The 14,780-nt window shown below is 72.3% G+C and carries 13 protein-coding genes and 1 pseudogene; 8 read left to right on the top strand and 6 right to left on the bottom strand.

Features of this window, described 5'->3' with window-relative positions; genetic code table 11:
- Positions 1-112 precede the first annotated feature (112 nt).
- A complete protein-coding gene (locus tag AHOG_RS14125; RefSeq protein ID WP_093941770.1) occupies positions 113-556 on the top strand; it encodes a nuclear transport factor 2 family protein in 444 nt (147 codons plus the stop codon).
- Positions 553-1,461 (top strand): NAD(P)H-binding protein, encoded by a 909-nt coding sequence (locus AHOG_RS14120; RefSeq protein ID WP_093941769.1) that lies wholly within the window; start codon positions 553-555, stop codon positions 1,459-1,461. Before AHOG_RS14125 ends, AHOG_RS14120 begins: the two co-directional genes overlap by 4 nt.
- A 199-nt stretch (positions 1,462-1,660) precedes the next feature.
- Here the strand turns inward: AHOG_RS14120 and AHOG_RS30670 are convergent.
- Together AHOG_RS30670 and AHOG_RS14105 are read right to left on the bottom strand one after the other, a co-directional pair.
- A pseudogene (locus AHOG_RS30670) lies at positions 1,661-2,092 on the bottom strand (hypothetical protein); the annotation flags it as partial.
- 1,150 nt (positions 2,093-3,242) lie between these two features.
- On the bottom strand, positions 3,243-4,325 hold the full coding sequence (locus AHOG_RS14105; protein ID WP_093941766.1) for an FAD-dependent oxidoreductase: 1,083 nt from the start codon (positions 4,323-4,325) through the stop codon (positions 3,243-3,245).
- Between the two features lie 135 nt (positions 4,326-4,460).
- On the opposite strand from AHOG_RS14105, the gene AHOG_RS14100 reads away from it, so the two are divergent.
- From AHOG_RS14100 to AHOG_RS14080, 4 genes are all read left to right on the top strand, one after another.
- A complete protein-coding gene (locus AHOG_RS14100; RefSeq protein ID WP_093941765.1) occupies positions 4,461-4,916 on the top strand; it encodes a MarR family winged helix-turn-helix transcriptional regulator in 456 nt (151 codons plus the stop codon).
- Positions 4,917-5,271: 355 nt separating this feature from the next.
- The gene (locus tag AHOG_RS14095; protein ID WP_157736813.1) at positions 5,272-5,547 is read left to right on the top strand and encodes a hypothetical protein; all 276 of its coding nucleotides are present in this window, start codon (positions 5,272-5,274) and stop codon (positions 5,545-5,547) included.
- A gap of 88 nt (positions 5,548-5,635) precedes the next feature.
- Positions 5,636-7,315 carry an acyl-CoA dehydrogenase family protein gene (locus AHOG_RS14090; RefSeq protein WP_245856778.1) on the top strand — a complete coding sequence of 560 codons (1,680 nt, stop codon included), beginning with the start codon at positions 5,636-5,638 and terminating at the stop codon, positions 7,313-7,315.
- 225 nt (positions 7,316-7,540) lie between these two features.
- Complete coding sequence (locus AHOG_RS14080) at positions 7,541-8,134, top strand: AAA family ATPase (RefSeq protein WP_093941761.1); 594 nt, start codon at positions 7,541-7,543, stop codon at positions 8,132-8,134.
- Between the two features lie 65 nt (positions 8,135-8,199).
- Here the strand turns inward: AHOG_RS14080 and AHOG_RS14075 are convergent, their stop codons facing one another.
- Entirely contained in the window at positions 8,200-9,099 is a 900-nt protein-coding gene (locus AHOG_RS14075; RefSeq protein WP_093941760.1) for an NAD(P)-dependent oxidoreductase, read from the bottom strand.
- Positions 9,100-9,158: 59 nt separating this feature from the next.
- On the opposite strand from AHOG_RS14075, the gene AHOG_RS14070 reads away from it, so the two are divergent.
- Positions 9,159-9,587 (top strand): MerR family transcriptional regulator, encoded by a 429-nt coding sequence (locus tag AHOG_RS14070; protein WP_093941759.1) that lies wholly within the window; start codon positions 9,159-9,161, stop codon positions 9,585-9,587.
- A gap of 225 nt (positions 9,588-9,812) precedes the next feature.
- On the opposite strand, the gene AHOG_RS14065 is transcribed toward AHOG_RS14070, so the two are convergent.
- Together AHOG_RS14065 and AHOG_RS14060 are read right to left on the bottom strand one after the other, a co-directional pair.
- Positions 9,813-10,382, bottom strand: coding sequence for an SWIM zinc finger family protein (locus AHOG_RS14065; protein ID WP_211290595.1), 570 nt, complete (start codon positions 10,380-10,382; stop codon positions 9,813-9,815).
- The gene (locus tag AHOG_RS14060; protein WP_211290594.1) at positions 10,382-12,403 is read right to left on the bottom strand and encodes a DEAD/DEAH box helicase; all 2,022 of its coding nucleotides are present in this window, start codon (positions 12,401-12,403) and stop codon (positions 10,382-10,384) included. Before AHOG_RS14060 ends, AHOG_RS14065 begins: the two co-directional genes overlap by 1 nt.
- A gap of 175 nt (positions 12,404-12,578) precedes the next feature.
- Between AHOG_RS14060 and AHOG_RS14055 the strand changes: the two genes are divergently transcribed.
- Positions 12,579-13,061, top strand: coding sequence for a MarR family winged helix-turn-helix transcriptional regulator (locus AHOG_RS14055; RefSeq protein ID WP_093941757.1), 483 nt, complete (start codon positions 12,579-12,581; stop codon positions 13,059-13,061).
- A gap of 282 nt (positions 13,062-13,343) precedes the next feature.
- Here AHOG_RS14055 and AHOG_RS14050 read toward each other — a convergent pair whose 3' ends face one another.
- Entirely contained in the window at positions 13,344-14,390 is a 1,047-nt protein-coding gene (locus AHOG_RS14050; RefSeq protein ID WP_184451117.1) for an NAD(P)/FAD-dependent oxidoreductase, read from the bottom strand.
- Between the last annotated feature and the right edge of the window lie 390 nt (positions 14,391-14,780).

The raw sequence follows: 14,780 nt of genomic DNA, 5'->3' as shown, positions 1-14,780 counted from the left end.
TGATCCCGACCCGGCCACGGACTGGTGGTCCGAGGACCAACCGACTGTTCCGCGACGGCACGCACGTCCCCACCCTGGGATGCGACCCCCTCCGCCGAACCCGAGGACGACCATGCCGCGCACACCCGAAGAGACGGTCCGCCGACTACTGGACCTGTTGCAGGCCGAGGACATGGACGCCATCGCCGAGCTGTGGGCGACCGACGGCGTCGCCGAGTTCCCGTTCGCCGAAGACGCCACACGAGAAGGACTGGTGGGACGCGAGCAGATCCGAGATCATCTCGCGGACTATCCGAAACGCATGAACGTACTGCGGATTCCGACGGTCGTCGTACACCACACATCCCGCCCGGACACCATCGTGGTGGAGTTCGCCGCCCATGGGCGAACGGTGACCACCGGCGAGCCGTACCGTTTGGACTACATCACGGTGGTCACCGTCCGTGAAGGACTGATCGTCCGATACCGGGACTACCTGAGCCCGGTGGCGGCGGCCTCGGCGGCGGGCACACTGCCGGAGCTTCTCGAGTCGCTGCGTTCACGGGCCGACAGATGACCGGCGTGCTGGTCACCGGTGGAACCGGGAAGACGGGGTCCGCGCTCGCGGCGCGGCTACGGGAGTACGGCGAGCCGGTCCGAGTGGCGAGCCGAAATCCGCGTGCCACCGACTCCGACTCCGTCCGATTCGACTGGGCCGACCCGACGACGCACCGCGCCGCGTTACGCGGGATGGACCGGGTCTACCTGGTGGCGCCGCCGACCACCGTGGACGATCCGATGCCGCTGGTCGAGCCGTTCCTGTCCGAGGCGGAACGTATCGGTGTGCGCCGGGTGGTCCTACTGGGCTCGGCCATCGTGCTGCCGAACGCCCCCGGCGCGCTGACGCTCGCCGCACAGGTACGGGCCCGATCTGGGTGGGTGGTGCTGCGCGCATCGGGGTTCATGCAGAACTTCCTGCCGCCTCATCCGCTGGGCGACCGCATCCGTCGGCACGGTGAGATCGTCACCGCCGCGGGAGTCGGGCGGCTCGGCTGGATCGACGCGCGAGACGTCGCGGACGCGGCGGCCGCGCTGCTCGCCGAACGCGCCGTATCGCCGGACGATCCAAGAGATCACCTGCTCACCGGTCCCGCGACACTGAGCTACCCGACTGCGGGCGAGATCATCAGCGAGCACACCGGACGGCGAATCCGGACGCGACACGTCGGGGTCGACCAGTTGACCGCGGACAGACGGGCCGCGGGCATGCCTGCCGAGTTCGCCGCCGCACTGGCTGCCGTGGAGGCCGACATCGAACACGGATCGCAGGACCACGTCAGCACCGCCGTACTGGAGTTGACGGGCAGGCAGCCCCGCCACTTCGCCGAGTTCGTTCGAGATCATGCGGCCGAGTGGGCACCGGGATCGGCGAGCGGCGGGACGACGCCGGTCGGGAGCCGGTTCACCGGGCATGCCCCGTGAGGGCGCCCCACCCAGCCCCGGTACTCCGAACCCAGGCGTCGATCATCGGATCACCGCCCGGACGGTGTCGGTGATTCGCTCGGCGCGGGCGATCAGGCCGTCCACACAGGCGATCTCGCCGCGCAGCGTCTCCCGGACACTCACGTCCGCCGCCCCGGGGAGGTTGATCTCCACGTCGACCCGGCCGGTCGATGATCACACTGCGTCCACCGATCGGAAGCAGCGCCTCGACCAGGTCCGGCAGCCGCGTCACGACGGCGATCGTGTCGACGGGCGGTCGCACCGCCTCGCTGCGAGCGTGCGTGATCGCGTCCCTGCGGACGGTCTTCTCCTCATCGGTATGGCGTGGAAGCCGACCGTGCCGGCGGCGCGTGCGTCCTGTTCGATGACCGCCGGCGCCCCCGCCCGCAGGCCCTCGGCCTCCAGCAGCGCATTGCCGAGAGGTTCGGCGTGCTCGGCGCGGCCCTCGTGCTCGGCATGGCGCGTCACCATCGCCGGCGCCGCCGCCACAGCGGCGTGGAGCGCGGCGGCCGCGGCGCCGCCGGGAGCCGTTCCAGGAACTCGTCGATCGACTTCTCGCGCGCTCCTCCGCCCTTCGCCGCCGCTGACCGTGACGATCACCGTAGGTCACCACGGCGTCGAACGGCGGCCGTGAACTCGGCCTGTCCGATGCTCGGCCCGCGGCGACGATGCCTCAGGCCGGAACGAACCGACCGCGCCGGCGTCCGCCCGGTACGCGGACCGCCATCGGTGGCATGGACGCCTCCGCCTCACCGAGGCGGGCCACCGCCTCCGGCCCGATAACAGTGACGTCACCAGGCAGGAGGCACAGGGCATCCCGTGGTCCGAGGCGAGTACGTCGACCTCCGAGACGGGCAGCCATTGGCCGCAGCGCGTACGCAGCAGGCCGGCGACCGGAGCGGGCGACGGGCATCGATGCGCCACCCGTTGCGATTCCGGCGCCGTTCCCGCCTTGACCCGGATCAGCCGCTCCCGTTCGGACGGCGGCGGGATCGGCCGAGCCGGATTCGGTGCCCCCGGTCGACGGCCGGCAGCCGCCTCCTCACAGTCCCAGCACGGCTGTGACGCGGTCAGCCTGATCCCGGCGACGACCCGTTCGGGCGGGGGCCCGACCCGCATCGAGCGCCCACACCGGGCGACGACCACCGTCCCCTCCGCGGGGCGCGTTCCGACGACCTGGTGGCGGTCCAGCCACAGCCCCGACTTCGGCAGCGTGTCCTGAGTGAAGGACCGCTGAACCTCCCCGTTCATCGGGCCGCCCACTGCCGTACCGGTGCCGTGAGCGGAGCCGAGTACGGGAATCGACGTCGCCGGGCCGTCCGTCTGCCCGACGCTCCGGCACGCGGTGCTTCGGCGACCGTCGGCGGCTGCTCGCATCTCCGGCCCCGGCACAGGGCTACCGGAGTCCGTCCACCGTGTGGTGTGTTCATGGCATCACCTCCTGGGAATGGAAGGTGAGGGTAGGGCCGAAACATCGTCGTCCGGCCGCCGCGAGGTATACCCACCCTGATCGAGTTAACGACCTGCGTCGTCACCGCGAGCCCGACCGTCGACACGGGTCGACGGCCCGGCGGTGTCCGGGTCTGTGGTCTGCGACGCGGCGGGACGGGGAGGACGTCCGCGTGCCGAGATCCGACAGACCGATCGTGCCTCGGCGGTCGCGCCACCGCCACGAGGTTCGAGGCGCCGGCCTGCCGCCTGTGCCCTGCGGAGAGCGGGACGGACGGCGGGGTCGGTGGCGTCGCCGCGGCGACGACGCCTCAGGTGAGACCGAGGTAGTCTCGGTAGAACTCGACCATCAGATCGGCGCCCTTGATCTCGGCGGTCGTCGCCGCGCCGACGAGCCCCAGCTCGTCCGAGTAGGAGGCGCCGCCGCCCGGACCCAGCGGCACGGCGATGCCGGGCGCGGGCGGCTCGTAGCGCAGGAGGTCCGCGGCCCCGTCGATCAGGGCCCGGATGTTGGCCGCGACGATCTCGGCGTGGCGGCCCGCGGCACTGGCCGTGGGTGCCTCGCCGGTCGCGGCCAGGTCGCCGGCGACGAAGACGGTGCGCTGCCCGACGAGTCGAAGGTCCGGGGTGACCTCGACGTGTCCGTCGGGTCGCCGGGCATCGACCAGATCAGCGGTGAGGTGGTCGGACACCGGCACGACGCCGAAGCAGCGGAACCAGAGGTCTGCGGTGATCTTGCCGCCCGTGCTCGTGACGACGGTGAACTCGCCTGGTGTCCCGGGGTCGGTGCCGGGCGGCTCGCTCAGCGAAGCGCCGAGGAGGAGTTCGACTCCGCGCACCTCGAGCTGCCGACGCAGCTCGGCGCGCAGCGCGGCGGGGAGGGGGCCGCTGAGGACGTCGGGCGCCGGGTCCACGATCGTCACGGACTTGTCCGGCCACGCCGCCGTGATCTCGCCTGCGAGTTCCAGGCCCACCGGCCCGGCGCCCAGGAGCAGGATCCGGTCGACCGAGGCCAGCACCGTCTGAGCCGTGCGGAACGCGGCCGTGGCACTCGCGGTGTCCTCGAGTTCGGTCTTCGCCGGGAACGGGTAACGCGATCCGGTCGCGAGCACCAGGAAGTCGGCGTCGATCCGCGCGCCCGAGCCGAGGACGACTCCGGTCGGATCGACACGCACCGCTCGATCTCGGACGACGCGGCCGCGGCTGAGCAGGCGGTCGTAGGGCAGGAAGAGCCGGCCCGACCATGCCGGGTCCACCACGCCGCGCAAAGCGGCGACGCTGTGGAACAGCGCCTCACGTGGTTCCACGAGGACGACGTCGGCGACGTCGTCGAGCGCCTTGGCGACCGCGATTCCGGCGTACCCGCCGCCGACGACGACCACGGTCTCGGGCATGGACACCGACCTCCTTGGTTCTCATAACGTACTGTCGACGATGCAGATAGTACGTACAGCGCATGGTTCGTAGTGCGAATTAGATTAGTTCGTGGCGCGAACGGATGTCAACTACACTCGGCGTGAGGAGGCGCCATGACCGACAGCACCGAGACAGGATTCGCCGACGCGGTGGTGCGGCTCGCGCACCTGGTCGACCACGTCTTCGACGAGGTGAGTCGTCGGCACGACCTCACGGCGGCCCAGACACAACTCCTGTGCGTGCTGGTCGGCGGCCCGATCGGGATGACCGACCTGCGCCGCGCGCTGAAGCTGGAGAAGTCGAGCCTGACCGGCCTGGTGGACCGGGTCGAACGACGGTCGCTCGTCACTCGCGTCCGCGACCCGCGGGACCGACGTGCCTACCAGATCGCCCTGACCGAGGAGGGCACCCGGCTGGCCGTCCTGACCCACCGCGACGTGGCCGCCGGCCTGGACGCGCTCGCCGCCGGCCTCCCCGCCGCCGAACTGACGCTGGCGACCTCGATCCTGACCAGGATCACCGACGACGCCGCCGTCGGCACGGCCGGTCTGCCCCAGCCCGCGAGCTGACCCGTCGACCGTGACGGACGCGGCCTGATCCGTCGTCGACGCGGTCGACGATCCGCGGCCCCGGGGCGCCGGCCCGGACCACTCCGTCAAACGCCGTCGAACGTCGTCTCGCACAAGACGTCGAGGGAGCTCCGCCCGAGGCGTCGAGGTCGCGGGCGGCCGCATCGTCTCCCACCGCCCGCGCCGCGACCCGGAGGTGTCTTCCCGGCCCGAGGCCGCCTGAAGCGGTGAAACCCGCCGAACCACGGGGTGATCCTCCTGGCGTGTCGACACCACCGCGCGATGCACTGCGGTCACGCCGCTACGGCGGCGACGTGCGGTGTCCACCGTGGACGAAGCCGAGGAGGGTGCGCCGATGATCTGGAAGCGGTACGGGACTCCGCGAACACCGTCGGTGGCGGTGGCGGTCGCCGTGGTGCTGGCGTCCACCGCCTGGACGGCGGCGGGACATCCCGCCTCGGCCGCCGAAGACGCCGACGCCTGCATCGCCTTCGCCCTCGTGCGGGGCGTCGACGAACGCACCGCGGCGACGGCCTGCGACGCGAACACGACCACGGCGCAGCGATGCCGGGAACTGCTGGGCCCGTTCATGTCCGGCCGGGAGGCCGCCGAGGCCTGTCGCATCCGCTGATCGGCGTGTTCTCGGAGTCGATCGTGGGAGGCGGGCACGGCCGGGCAGGATGGCGGGTACCGCGACCGACGACGTTCGAGGAGTCCCCGTGTCCGCCGTGATCCCCCCAGCCGACGTCGACGCAGCGGGCGAGGTCCGCAACCAGTCGCCCCCGCGCGTCGACGTCGACGAGTTCGCCGCCGACCTGCCGTTACGTGAGGCGGTGTCCCGCTACTCGGCAGGCTGGGCACAGGACCACCTCGGCACGGCCGGTCGCCTCGCCGGATCGGCCCGGTTCCACGCCTGGGCCGAGCAGGCCGAGGAACGGCCGCCGCGGCTGCACACCCACGATCGAGTCGGCCGCCGCATCGACGAGGTCCGCTACGACGCGGCCTACCACCAGGTGATGGCGGCCGCCGTCGGACTCGGCGCCCACGCCCTGTCCTGGCAGGAGGCCCGCCCCGGCGCGCAGGTCGCGCGGTCGGCGGTGCACATGCTGCTGGCCCAGACCGAATCCGGACACGCCTGTCCGATCACCATGACCCACGCGGCGGTGCCTGCGCTGCGGGCCCAGCCCGACCTGGCCGCCGAATGGGTGCCCCGGCTCACGACGTCGGACTACGACCCGCGACCCCGGCCGGCCGCCGGCAAGTCCGGAGCGCTGATGGGCATGGGCATGACCGAACGCCAGGGCGGCTCCGACGTGCGGTCCAACACCACCCGTGCGCGGCGGGCGGGCGGTGACGGCGAGTACCTCCTCACCGGACACAAGTGGTTCTTCTCGGCACCGATGTCGGACGCCTTCCTCGTCCTGGCACAGACCGACGCAGGCCCCACCTGCTTCCTGCTTCCCCGGTTCCTGCCCGACGGCAGCCGCAACGCGCTGCGGCTGCAACGGCTGAAGGACAAGCTGGGCAACAGGTCCAACGCCTCCGGTGAAGTCGAGTTCGACGGCGCGTGGGCACGGCTGGTCGGCGAACCGGGCGCCGGGGTGCGCACCATCATCGAGATGGTCAATCACACGCGCCTGGACTGCGTCGGCGGCACGGCGGCGCTGATGCGGCGCGCGGTGGTGGAGGCCTGCCACCACGCCCGACACCGCCACGCCTTCGGCGCCGCGCTGGTGGACCAGCCACTGATGACGTCGGTGCTGGCCGATCTGTGCGTGGAGTCGGAGGCGGCCACCTCCGCGATGCTGCGCCTGGCCCGAACCTACGACGTCGACGCCACGGAGCAGGACCGGCACCTCCGCAGACTCGGCACCGCCGTGCTGAAGTACTGGGTGTGCAAACGCGGCCCCGGCCACGCCTTCGAGGCGATGGAGGCCCTCGGGGGCAACGGCTACTGCGAGGACTTCCCCTTGGCCCGCGTCTACCGGGAACAGCCGCTCACCTCGATCTGGGAGGGCTCGGGCAACGTCATCTGTCTCGACGTGCTGCGCGCGCTCACCCGCACACCCGAGACCGGCGAGGCGTTCCTCGCCGAGATCGAACTCGCCCGAGGCGGCAATCGGTCGCTGGACACGCATCTGGATCTGGTGCGGCGTGACCTGGCCGCGCTGCCCGCCGACCCGGCCGAGGCACAGCGCCAGGCCCGCATGCTGGTGGAGCGGCTGGCGCTGGCCTTCCAAGGCGCCTTACTCGTTCGTCACGCCCCTGCCGAGGTGTCCGACGCGTTCTGCGGCGGAAGGCTCGACGGCGGCCGGTCCTACGGGACGCTGCCCGTCTCGGTGGCGGCCCGGGTGATCGTCGACCGCCATACCGGTGCTGTGGAGTCGCCGTCGGGATGATGGCGCGGCGCGGACGGCGCGTCGACGGTCGCGGACGGATCGGCGGAGGTCGAGAACCAGCCGCCGGACGCACGACGGCCGGCCGGCCCGGCCCTGAAATTCGCGTGCGCCGCCTCGGGCGCCCGGATACGGTCCCCGAGATCGTCCGGCCGCGGCGCCGTGCGATCGCATCCACCGCCGGATCGGTACCCGACCCCGCAGACACCCACCAGCGGAAGGACGACCATGACCCTCGGCTCCGCCGAGCCCGGCCCGCTGGAGCGGGGCACCCCCGCCGTCATCCTGATCACCGGTGTCCAGGCCGCAGGCAAGTCCACGGTCGCCCAGCTGCTGGCCGAGCGACTGCCGCACGCGGTGCACCTGCGGGGAGACCTGTTTCGCCGGATGATCGTCTCCGGACGACATGAGATGACTCCCGACGCCGAGCCCGCGGCGCTCGAACAGCTCCGGCTCCGGCATCGGCTCACCGCGTCGGTCGCCGACGAGTACGTCCGCGCGGGCTTCACCGTCGTCGCACAGGACGTCGTCCTCGGCGAGGAGCTGCCCCGCCTGCTCGCCGCCGTTCACAGCAGGCCCGTGTTCGTGGTGGTGCTGGCTCCGGACGTCGCCGCGATCGCCCGGCGGGAGGAGGGGCGACCCAAGAACGCCTACGGCCCCGCCTGGAGCCCCGAGGACCTCGATCGGCTGTTCCGCGCCGAGACCCCGCGGCTGGGCCTGTGGTTGGACACCACGCATCAGACGCCCGAGGAGACCGTCGAGGAGATCCTGACGCGCGTCTGGACCGAGGCGGGCGTCGACCCCGCACCGGAGCAGCGCTGAGGACCTTCCACGCGGCGCCCATGCGGCCCCGGCCTCGCCCCGAGCCCGGTTCCGACGACGCGGTGTCAGGTCACCGTCGGGCGGTTCAGCACCGAGACGACGTCGTCGCCCGAGTCCAGTGCCCGTTGGAAGTGGGCGGCGACGCCGTCGAGCACCGCGGTGTCCAACCCGTGGCCTGCCGAGGCATGGACGAGGTGACCGACGCTCGTCGTCGCGGAGGCCAGGGTCGCGGTCTCCTCGGGATCCTCGCCCGCGCTGATCCTGCTCGCGTAGTGATCGATGATGTCGGGCATGATCGCGGCGATCCCCTTCGCGTGCGGCGCGAGTTCGGCGGCGGTGACGCCCTCCGCCCGCGCGAGCGCCAGCGCGTGCATGAACCCGCTCATCGAGGTCCAGAAGAAGTCCAGCAGCGCGATGTCGTACGCGGCCGCGCGGCCGGGATCGGTGCCGAGGTGGTTCGACGTGCCGCCGAGCCGGGCCAGCGTCGGCGCCCATGCGGCGTAGAGCTCCGCCGGTCCGCTGTAGTTGACGCGGGCGCCAGGGCCGCCGATCGTGGTGGTCGGGGTCATGATGGATCCGTCGAGGTAGTCGACGCCGTGGTCGGCGGCCCAGGCCGCGGTCTCGCGGGCGCGGGCGGGGAGGTCCGCCGTGAGGTTCACCAGTGTGCGGCCGCGCAGGGCGTCGCCGACGGTGCCCAGGACGGCCTGCACGGCGTCGTAGTCGAGCACACAGATGATCACCAGTGGGCTCGCGGCCACCGCGTCGGCCGCGGTGGCCGCGGCGGCGGCGCCCCGGGCGAGGAGGTCGCCGTCCTTCCCGGGGGATCGGTTCCAGACGGTGGTGGGGTGTCGGGCTGTCAAGAACGCGCCCGCCAGTGCCTGCCCCATCGGGCCGAGTCCGAGGATCGTGACGGGGGCGAGGCCGGTGGCCGTGGTGGAGCCGGTGATCGGCTGAATGTCGGTCATGGCCGCGACGCTAGACTTTGACATCGATGTCAGAGTCCACTCGGCATGGCGGAGGTCACATGCGCATCGGGGAGCTGTCCCGCCGCACCGGCGTGAGTGAACGGTCGCTGCGCTACTACGAACAGCAAGGTCTGCTCGGTCCCAGGCGGCGACCCAGCGGATACCGCGAGTACGTCGAGTCCGACCTCGATGTGGTACGGCGAATTCGGACGTTGCTCGCCGCCGGGCTCAGCACGGCGATCATCGCCGAGGTGCTGCCGTGCATGGTCGACGACGGCGAGCGGCTGGTGCCCGCCTGCCCGGAGCTCGCTGTGGAGCTGGACCGAGAACGCGACCGCATCACCGGCCACATCGACGAGTTGACCGACGCACGAGCGATGCTGACCGAGATCATCGCCGCCACCGCCGCATCCCATCCCGCCGCGGACGACTGCGAGGTCCTGGACGCGGCGGCGGGTCCACGACGCAGGCAGCCCGTGGCCCGCTGAGCACCAGGGCCGCCTCAGGCGATGCGGCCACCGGTAGTGGCGCGCGGACCCGGCGGAGCCGCCGGATCACCCAGTCGTCCGAGTGTTCCCGCCCCTGGCCGACCGCCCGGTTCCCGACCTGAGGGAACCCGCCGAGGTGGCGAACGCGGAACACCCTGCCGTCGGCGCGGGTCGCGTCCGCCACCGACGACGAAGATCACATGTCGGCGCCGGGGGCTCGTCCGATCAGTCGCCGTAGAAACGCGCCGGATCGAGCTGGCCGAGGGGGATTCGCTCCACACCGGATGCGGACTCGCCGATCCGCGCGGCGCGTGCGGATCGCAGGACCAGGGCCAGCGCCGGTTCCTCGTCTATCCGCTGAACGAGGGAGTAGAGCACCGCCACCACGTGCACACAGCGCGGGCCGCGGGCCCGGCAGTCGCACTGGACGACCTGGTCCGCCGCGGGCACGACGAGGTCGACGCCTGCTCCCCGCAGGTCCGCCTCCAGGGCGTCGGGCAGATCGCCGGGGGCGAGGGCGGCGCGCTGCGCGGCGACGCCCGCCACCAGGCGCTCCGCCTCCATACGCATGTCGCCGGTCCATTCGGGCAGGATCAGCCCGACCCGATACACGACGTCCTTCACCCGCACGCCCGCCGTCACCCGACCGGTGCCGACAGCCAGGCCCTCGACGGCCTTGTTGCGGGCGAGGGCGCGGGCCTTGGGCAGCCCGGAGTCGACCGTGGTGACCGACGTCGACTCGACGGTGCGCAGCCACGCCCGCCCCCACACGGTGGCACCGAACTCGGCCGCCATCAGCCGATCACCTCCTCGTCGAGGGCGAGGACCGCATGGAGGTCCTCGTCGGACAGCTCCGCCAACGCGGCCTCGCCGCCCGCGACGGCCTCGGCGAGGACTCGTTTGGACTCGTGAAGCCGGGCGATGTGGTCTTCGACGGTTCCGCCGGTGACCAGGGTGTGCACGGTCAGGGCGCGGTCCCGGCCGATCCGATGTGCTCGGTCGGTCGCCTGTTCCTCGACCGCGGGATTCCACCAGCGGTCGTAGTGCACGACGTGTCCGGCGCGGGTCAGGTTCAGACCGAAACCGGCGGCCCGCAGGCTCAGCAGCAGGATCGGCGGCCCGTCGTCCTCGTTCTGGAAGGAGTGGACGAGTCGGTCCCGGTGCTCGGCGCTCAACCCGCCGTGCAGGAACGGCACGGTCGTCTCGCCCAGCTCGGCGGACAGGTGCCGGGACAGCAGCTCGCCCATCACCCGGTACTGGGTGAAGACCAGCGCTCGGTCGTCGTGCTGGACGATCTCGGTGAGCATCTCGGCGGCCCGATCGAATTTGCCGGACCGGCCCGCCAGTCCTCGATCGTCGGGTCGGAACTGAGCCGGATGGTTGCAGATCTGCTTGAGCGCCGTCAGCAGGGCGAGCACCCGTCCTCGACGACCGATGCCGGCGCCGAGGCCCTCGGCGAAGGCGTCCCGCACGGCATCCCGGTACAGCGCGGCCTGCTCCTCGGTCAGGGTGCAGGAGACCGTCGAGTGCAGCTTGGGCGGCAGGTCGGCGGCCACGTCCGCCTTGCGGCGACGCAGGACGTGCGGGGCGATGAGCGAGCTGAGTCGGGCGGCGGCCGTCGGGGAGCGGCGCTGTTCGATCGGAATCGCGAACCGCTGTCGAAAGCGAGCCCTGGTCCCGAGCAGCCCGGGATTGGTGATGCGCAGGATCGCCCAGAGCTCGTCCAGCCGGTTCTCCACCGGGGTGCCGGTCATCGCGAGGCGGATCGCGGCGGGCAGCGCCGCGGCTGCCTTGGCGGCTCGGGTGTCGGGATTCTTGATCTGCTGTGCCTCGTCGAAGACCACGACGTCCCAGTCGATCCCGGCCAGTTCCTCGGCGTCGGAGCGCAGCACGCTGTAGCTGGTGACGACCACGGACCCGGCGTCGGGAGCGGCGGAGAGTCCGCGCCGGGAACCGTGGTGGACGCGGACCGGGATGTCCGGGGTGAATCGGGCCAGTTCGCGGCGCCAGTTGCCGACGACGGAGGTCGGGCAGACCACCAGATGGGGTCCGGCCGAGCGGCGCGTGGCGAGCAGGCAGATCGCCTGGAGTGTCTTGCCGAGTCCCATCTCGTCGGCCAGCACGCCGCCACCGGGACTCGGGTGGCGCGCGGCGACCGAAGGAGACGCGCCGGCCATGGCGGGTTCCGCGGACGGACTCGTCCGGTCCCCGGGCGGGTCCAGCGACCGAAGCCAGGCGACACCGTCGACCTGATACGGCCGCAGCTCGGCGTGCACGGCGGCCGAGGCGAGCTGTCGGCGGGTCGTCGCAGTCTGGCGAAAGCGGGACAGCAGGGCGGCCGCGGTGTCGATCGCGGTGCCGTCCGGGCTGAGCACGGCGTGTGCGGCGGTGGGCATCCGTTCGGCCAGGGCCGCGAAGCGGGACTCCAGCTCGGCGGTTTCGTCCGGTCCGCCGTCGAGCAGCAGTGCCGCCTCTCGCCAGCCGCGTACCGACGTGCCCACGTCGCCGAGGGCCGCCGGATCGAGCCGGCGCAGCGCGGGAAGGGCGACGTCGAACGGGGACAGTCGCGCGGGCACCGTGACGCCGATGACGCCACCACGCGGCGACCGGGTCGGCGCGGCCAGGCGCACCAGCGACTCGCGTCCCACGGGCAGGTCGCGGGCGGCGAGTACGGCGGGCAGGTCCGTCACGCCCCACCAGGCCACGGCGCCTTCGGTGGGGACGAAGGTCGCCTGGAGTCGTCCAGGCAGGTCGGCGGCGGCGATCGTGGGCAGGTCGAGCGGGACCAAGCGCCCAGGCGCACCCATGTCAGACATCCGTGGTCACCCCCGAGACGGATCGGTCGGCGGCAGGCCGCGGGAACGGAAGGGGTGTGTGAGACAAGCCTGCTCCTCTGACGGGAAGCCGATGCCGGATGATTGCGCGACGCAACAGTTGTGCGACGCAAACGATGGGCGGCACAAGCTACCAGAAGGAGCGAGCGAATTTCACATGACGAATCTCCCCGAAGGCGCCGCCGATCGTGACGCGGCCGTCGACCGCATCCTGTCGGCACTGCCGAACTTCGTGAACGCGGTGGTCCAGCTCAACGAGCTGATCGCCGAACGGATGGGCGTGGTGCCCACCGATCTGCACTGCCTGCACGAGCTGCACCGCCGGGGGCCGATGACGGCCCGCGACCTCGCCGAGCACCTCGGCCGCAGCCCCGGTGCGGTCTCCCGCATGATCGACCGCCTCGACGCCGCGGGCTGTGTTCATCGGGCCGATGACCCCGACGATCGTCGTCGAGTGCTGATCAGCCCGACGCGGCAGGGGCTCCGCCGGGTGGCCGACTACTACGCGGGTCTGACCGTCCGCACCCGTGACGACCTGGCCGACCTCGACGAGCGCGGCCTGTGGATGCTGGCGAGCTTCCTGACGACCGGCCAGGAGAGCACCCGCGCCGAGGTCGACCGGCTGCGTGCGGCGCGCTGAGGACGTCGCGTCCGACCTCGATGCCCGGGGGGATGGACCCGCCGAGGGCTCGGCCACGGCACCGTCGACGTCCTCGTGCGGCATCGGGCAGTCCGGGCCGTCCGGGAACACCAGTTCGACGGCGTCGGCGTGGGCCGGTGGACCCCGAAGTGCGCCGAGAGCCGTCAACCGAGCCGGAGGAACGAGCGGGCGAGTCCGGCCGACGAGCGGCCTGCCGCGGCACTCGCGTCCTCGACGGCCGGTCGGCGCCCGGCGCCGCCGCGGCGGCCGGTTCGTCCGAGGTCAGACGCCGTGACGCCGCTCGCCCATGACCCGCTCCGACATCGCACGCTCGTCCGCGGCGGAGAACGCCGCGCGCCCGTTCCGATACTCGGCCACGGCCAGTCGGGTGTCCTCTTCGAGCAGATCGGCGTTGATCGCCGCCGCCGCGGCCAGCCCCGCCGCCGCCGAGCCGAGCACCTGTCCCCGCGGGTCGGTGACGTTGCCTGCCGCCCAGACACCGGGGACCGACGTCGCTCCGCTCGCGTCGACCTTCACGGCACTGCCCACGACCTGCCCGCCGACCTCCGTGTCGACGGCCGCCACGCCCAGGGAGGCGAGCACGTCGGCACGGGCGGTGAAGCGGGGCGCGACCACCACGGCATCACAGTCCACGACCGCACCGGAGGTGAGCCGGACGCCCGTCACGCCCTCCTCCGCCGACTCGACGGCGGCGACCTCGCCCACGACCACGGCGATGCCTCGGGCGGCCAGTCGCTCGGACGTCCCCTCGTCGGGCTCGGGTTCCGTGTGCAGGAAGAGCGTTACCTGGGAGCTCCACTGCCGGAACAGCTGCGCCTGATGCGGTGAGAAGGGGCTGGTGGCCAGCACGCCGATCCGCCGGTCCCGCACCTCCCAACCATGGCAGTACGGACAGTGCAGGACGCCGCGCCCCCACTGCTCCACGATCCCCGGCACCTCGGGCAGCTCGTCGACCAGGCCGGTGGCCACCAGCAGCCTGCGGGCGGCGACCGACCGCCCGTCCGCCAGGCGCACCCGGAAACCCCGGGGATTCGACGCCGACTCGGCGCCGACGGGCTCGGCCGAGACGACGCGACCCGAGACGACCTCCCCGCCGTAGCCGGCCACCTCGGCGCGGCCCACGGCCAGGAGCTCACCCGGAGGCGTGCCCTCCCGACCCAGGTAGTTGTGCACGTGTCCGGCCGGGGCGTTGCGCGGTTCCCCCGCATCCACGACCAGCACCGAGCGCCGGGCCCTCGCCAACGTCAACGCACCGCCGAGTCCGGCGGCGCCGCCGCCCACCACCACCACGTCATAGCCGTCTCGCACCGTGGTCACCCCGTTCTCCCTTTGAGATGCCGCCGCACCTGCCCGCGTCGGCCGTCGGGATCGACTGTCCGCGCCACCTAGCGAGATCGTCAAACCTATTTGCTGTTTCGCCAAAAAAGGGCGCGGTCTGTCCTCGTGCGACCTGCTCCCGAACGCGGCTCCGTCATGAGACAGGCGACTGAACGGAGAGCCTCGGCCGCGCCCGCCCCGCCGACGATCTCCCGACGCGAGAGCAGACGGACACGACGACATGCGAGGCGTGACGGAGCCCGACCGGCTCGGACAGACGACGCTGCGCGGCGGACGTCGACCAGACGGGGGTGAAGCTCCACCGGTTCGCTCGACCATGGCGCGAGCCTGGTTCGCAGGCTCCCCGCCGCCCGACGTCGT

This window comes from Actinoalloteichus hoggarensis (genome assembly GCF_002234535.1).
Lineage (GTDB): Bacteria > Actinomycetota > Actinomycetes > Mycobacteriales > Pseudonocardiaceae > Actinoalloteichus_A > Actinoalloteichus_A hoggarensis.
Note: the sequence above shows the minus strand (reverse complement) of the source record. Positions and strands in the feature narration are given on the sequence as shown.

What these genes read in the sequence shown, in the direction of transcription:
- AHOG_RS14125 (WP_093941770.1), top strand. Translation starts at nt 113, where the DNA reads ATGCCGCGCACACCCGAAGAGACGGTCCGCCGACTACTGGACCTGTTG.
- AHOG_RS14065 (WP_211290595.1), bottom strand. Translation starts at nt 10,382, where the DNA reads ATGGCGGCCGAGTTCGGTGCCACCGTGTGGGGGCGGGCGTGGCTGCGC.
- AHOG_RS14060 (WP_211290594.1), bottom strand. Translation starts at nt 12,403, where the DNA reads ATGTCTGACATGGGTGCGCCTGGGCGCTTGGTCCCGCTCGACCTGCCC.
- AHOG_RS14095 (WP_157736813.1), top strand. Translation starts at nt 5,272, where the DNA reads ATGATCTGGAAGCGGTACGGGACTCCGCGAACACCGTCGGTGGCGGTG.
- AHOG_RS14080 (WP_093941761.1), top strand. Translation starts at nt 7,541, where the DNA reads ATGACCCTCGGCTCCGCCGAGCCCGGCCCGCTGGAGCGGGGCACCCCC.
- AHOG_RS14070 (WP_093941759.1), top strand. Translation starts at nt 9,159, where the DNA reads ATGCGCATCGGGGAGCTGTCCCGCCGCACCGGCGTGAGTGAACGGTCG.
- AHOG_RS14055 (WP_093941757.1), top strand. Translation starts at nt 12,579, where the DNA reads ATGACGAATCTCCCCGAAGGCGCCGCCGATCGTGACGCGGCCGTCGAC.
- AHOG_RS14075 (WP_093941760.1), bottom strand. Translation starts at nt 9,099, where the DNA reads ATGACCGACATTCAGCCGATCACCGGCTCCACCACGGCCACCGGCCTC.
- AHOG_RS14105 (WP_093941766.1), bottom strand. Translation starts at nt 4,325, where the DNA reads ATGCCCGAGACCGTGGTCGTCGTCGGCGGCGGGTACGCCGGAATCGCG.
- AHOG_RS14100 (WP_093941765.1), top strand. Translation starts at nt 4,461, where the DNA reads ATGACCGACAGCACCGAGACAGGATTCGCCGACGCGGTGGTGCGGCTC.
- AHOG_RS14120 (WP_093941769.1), top strand. Translation starts at nt 553, where the DNA reads ATGACCGGCGTGCTGGTCACCGGTGGAACCGGGAAGACGGGGTCCGCG.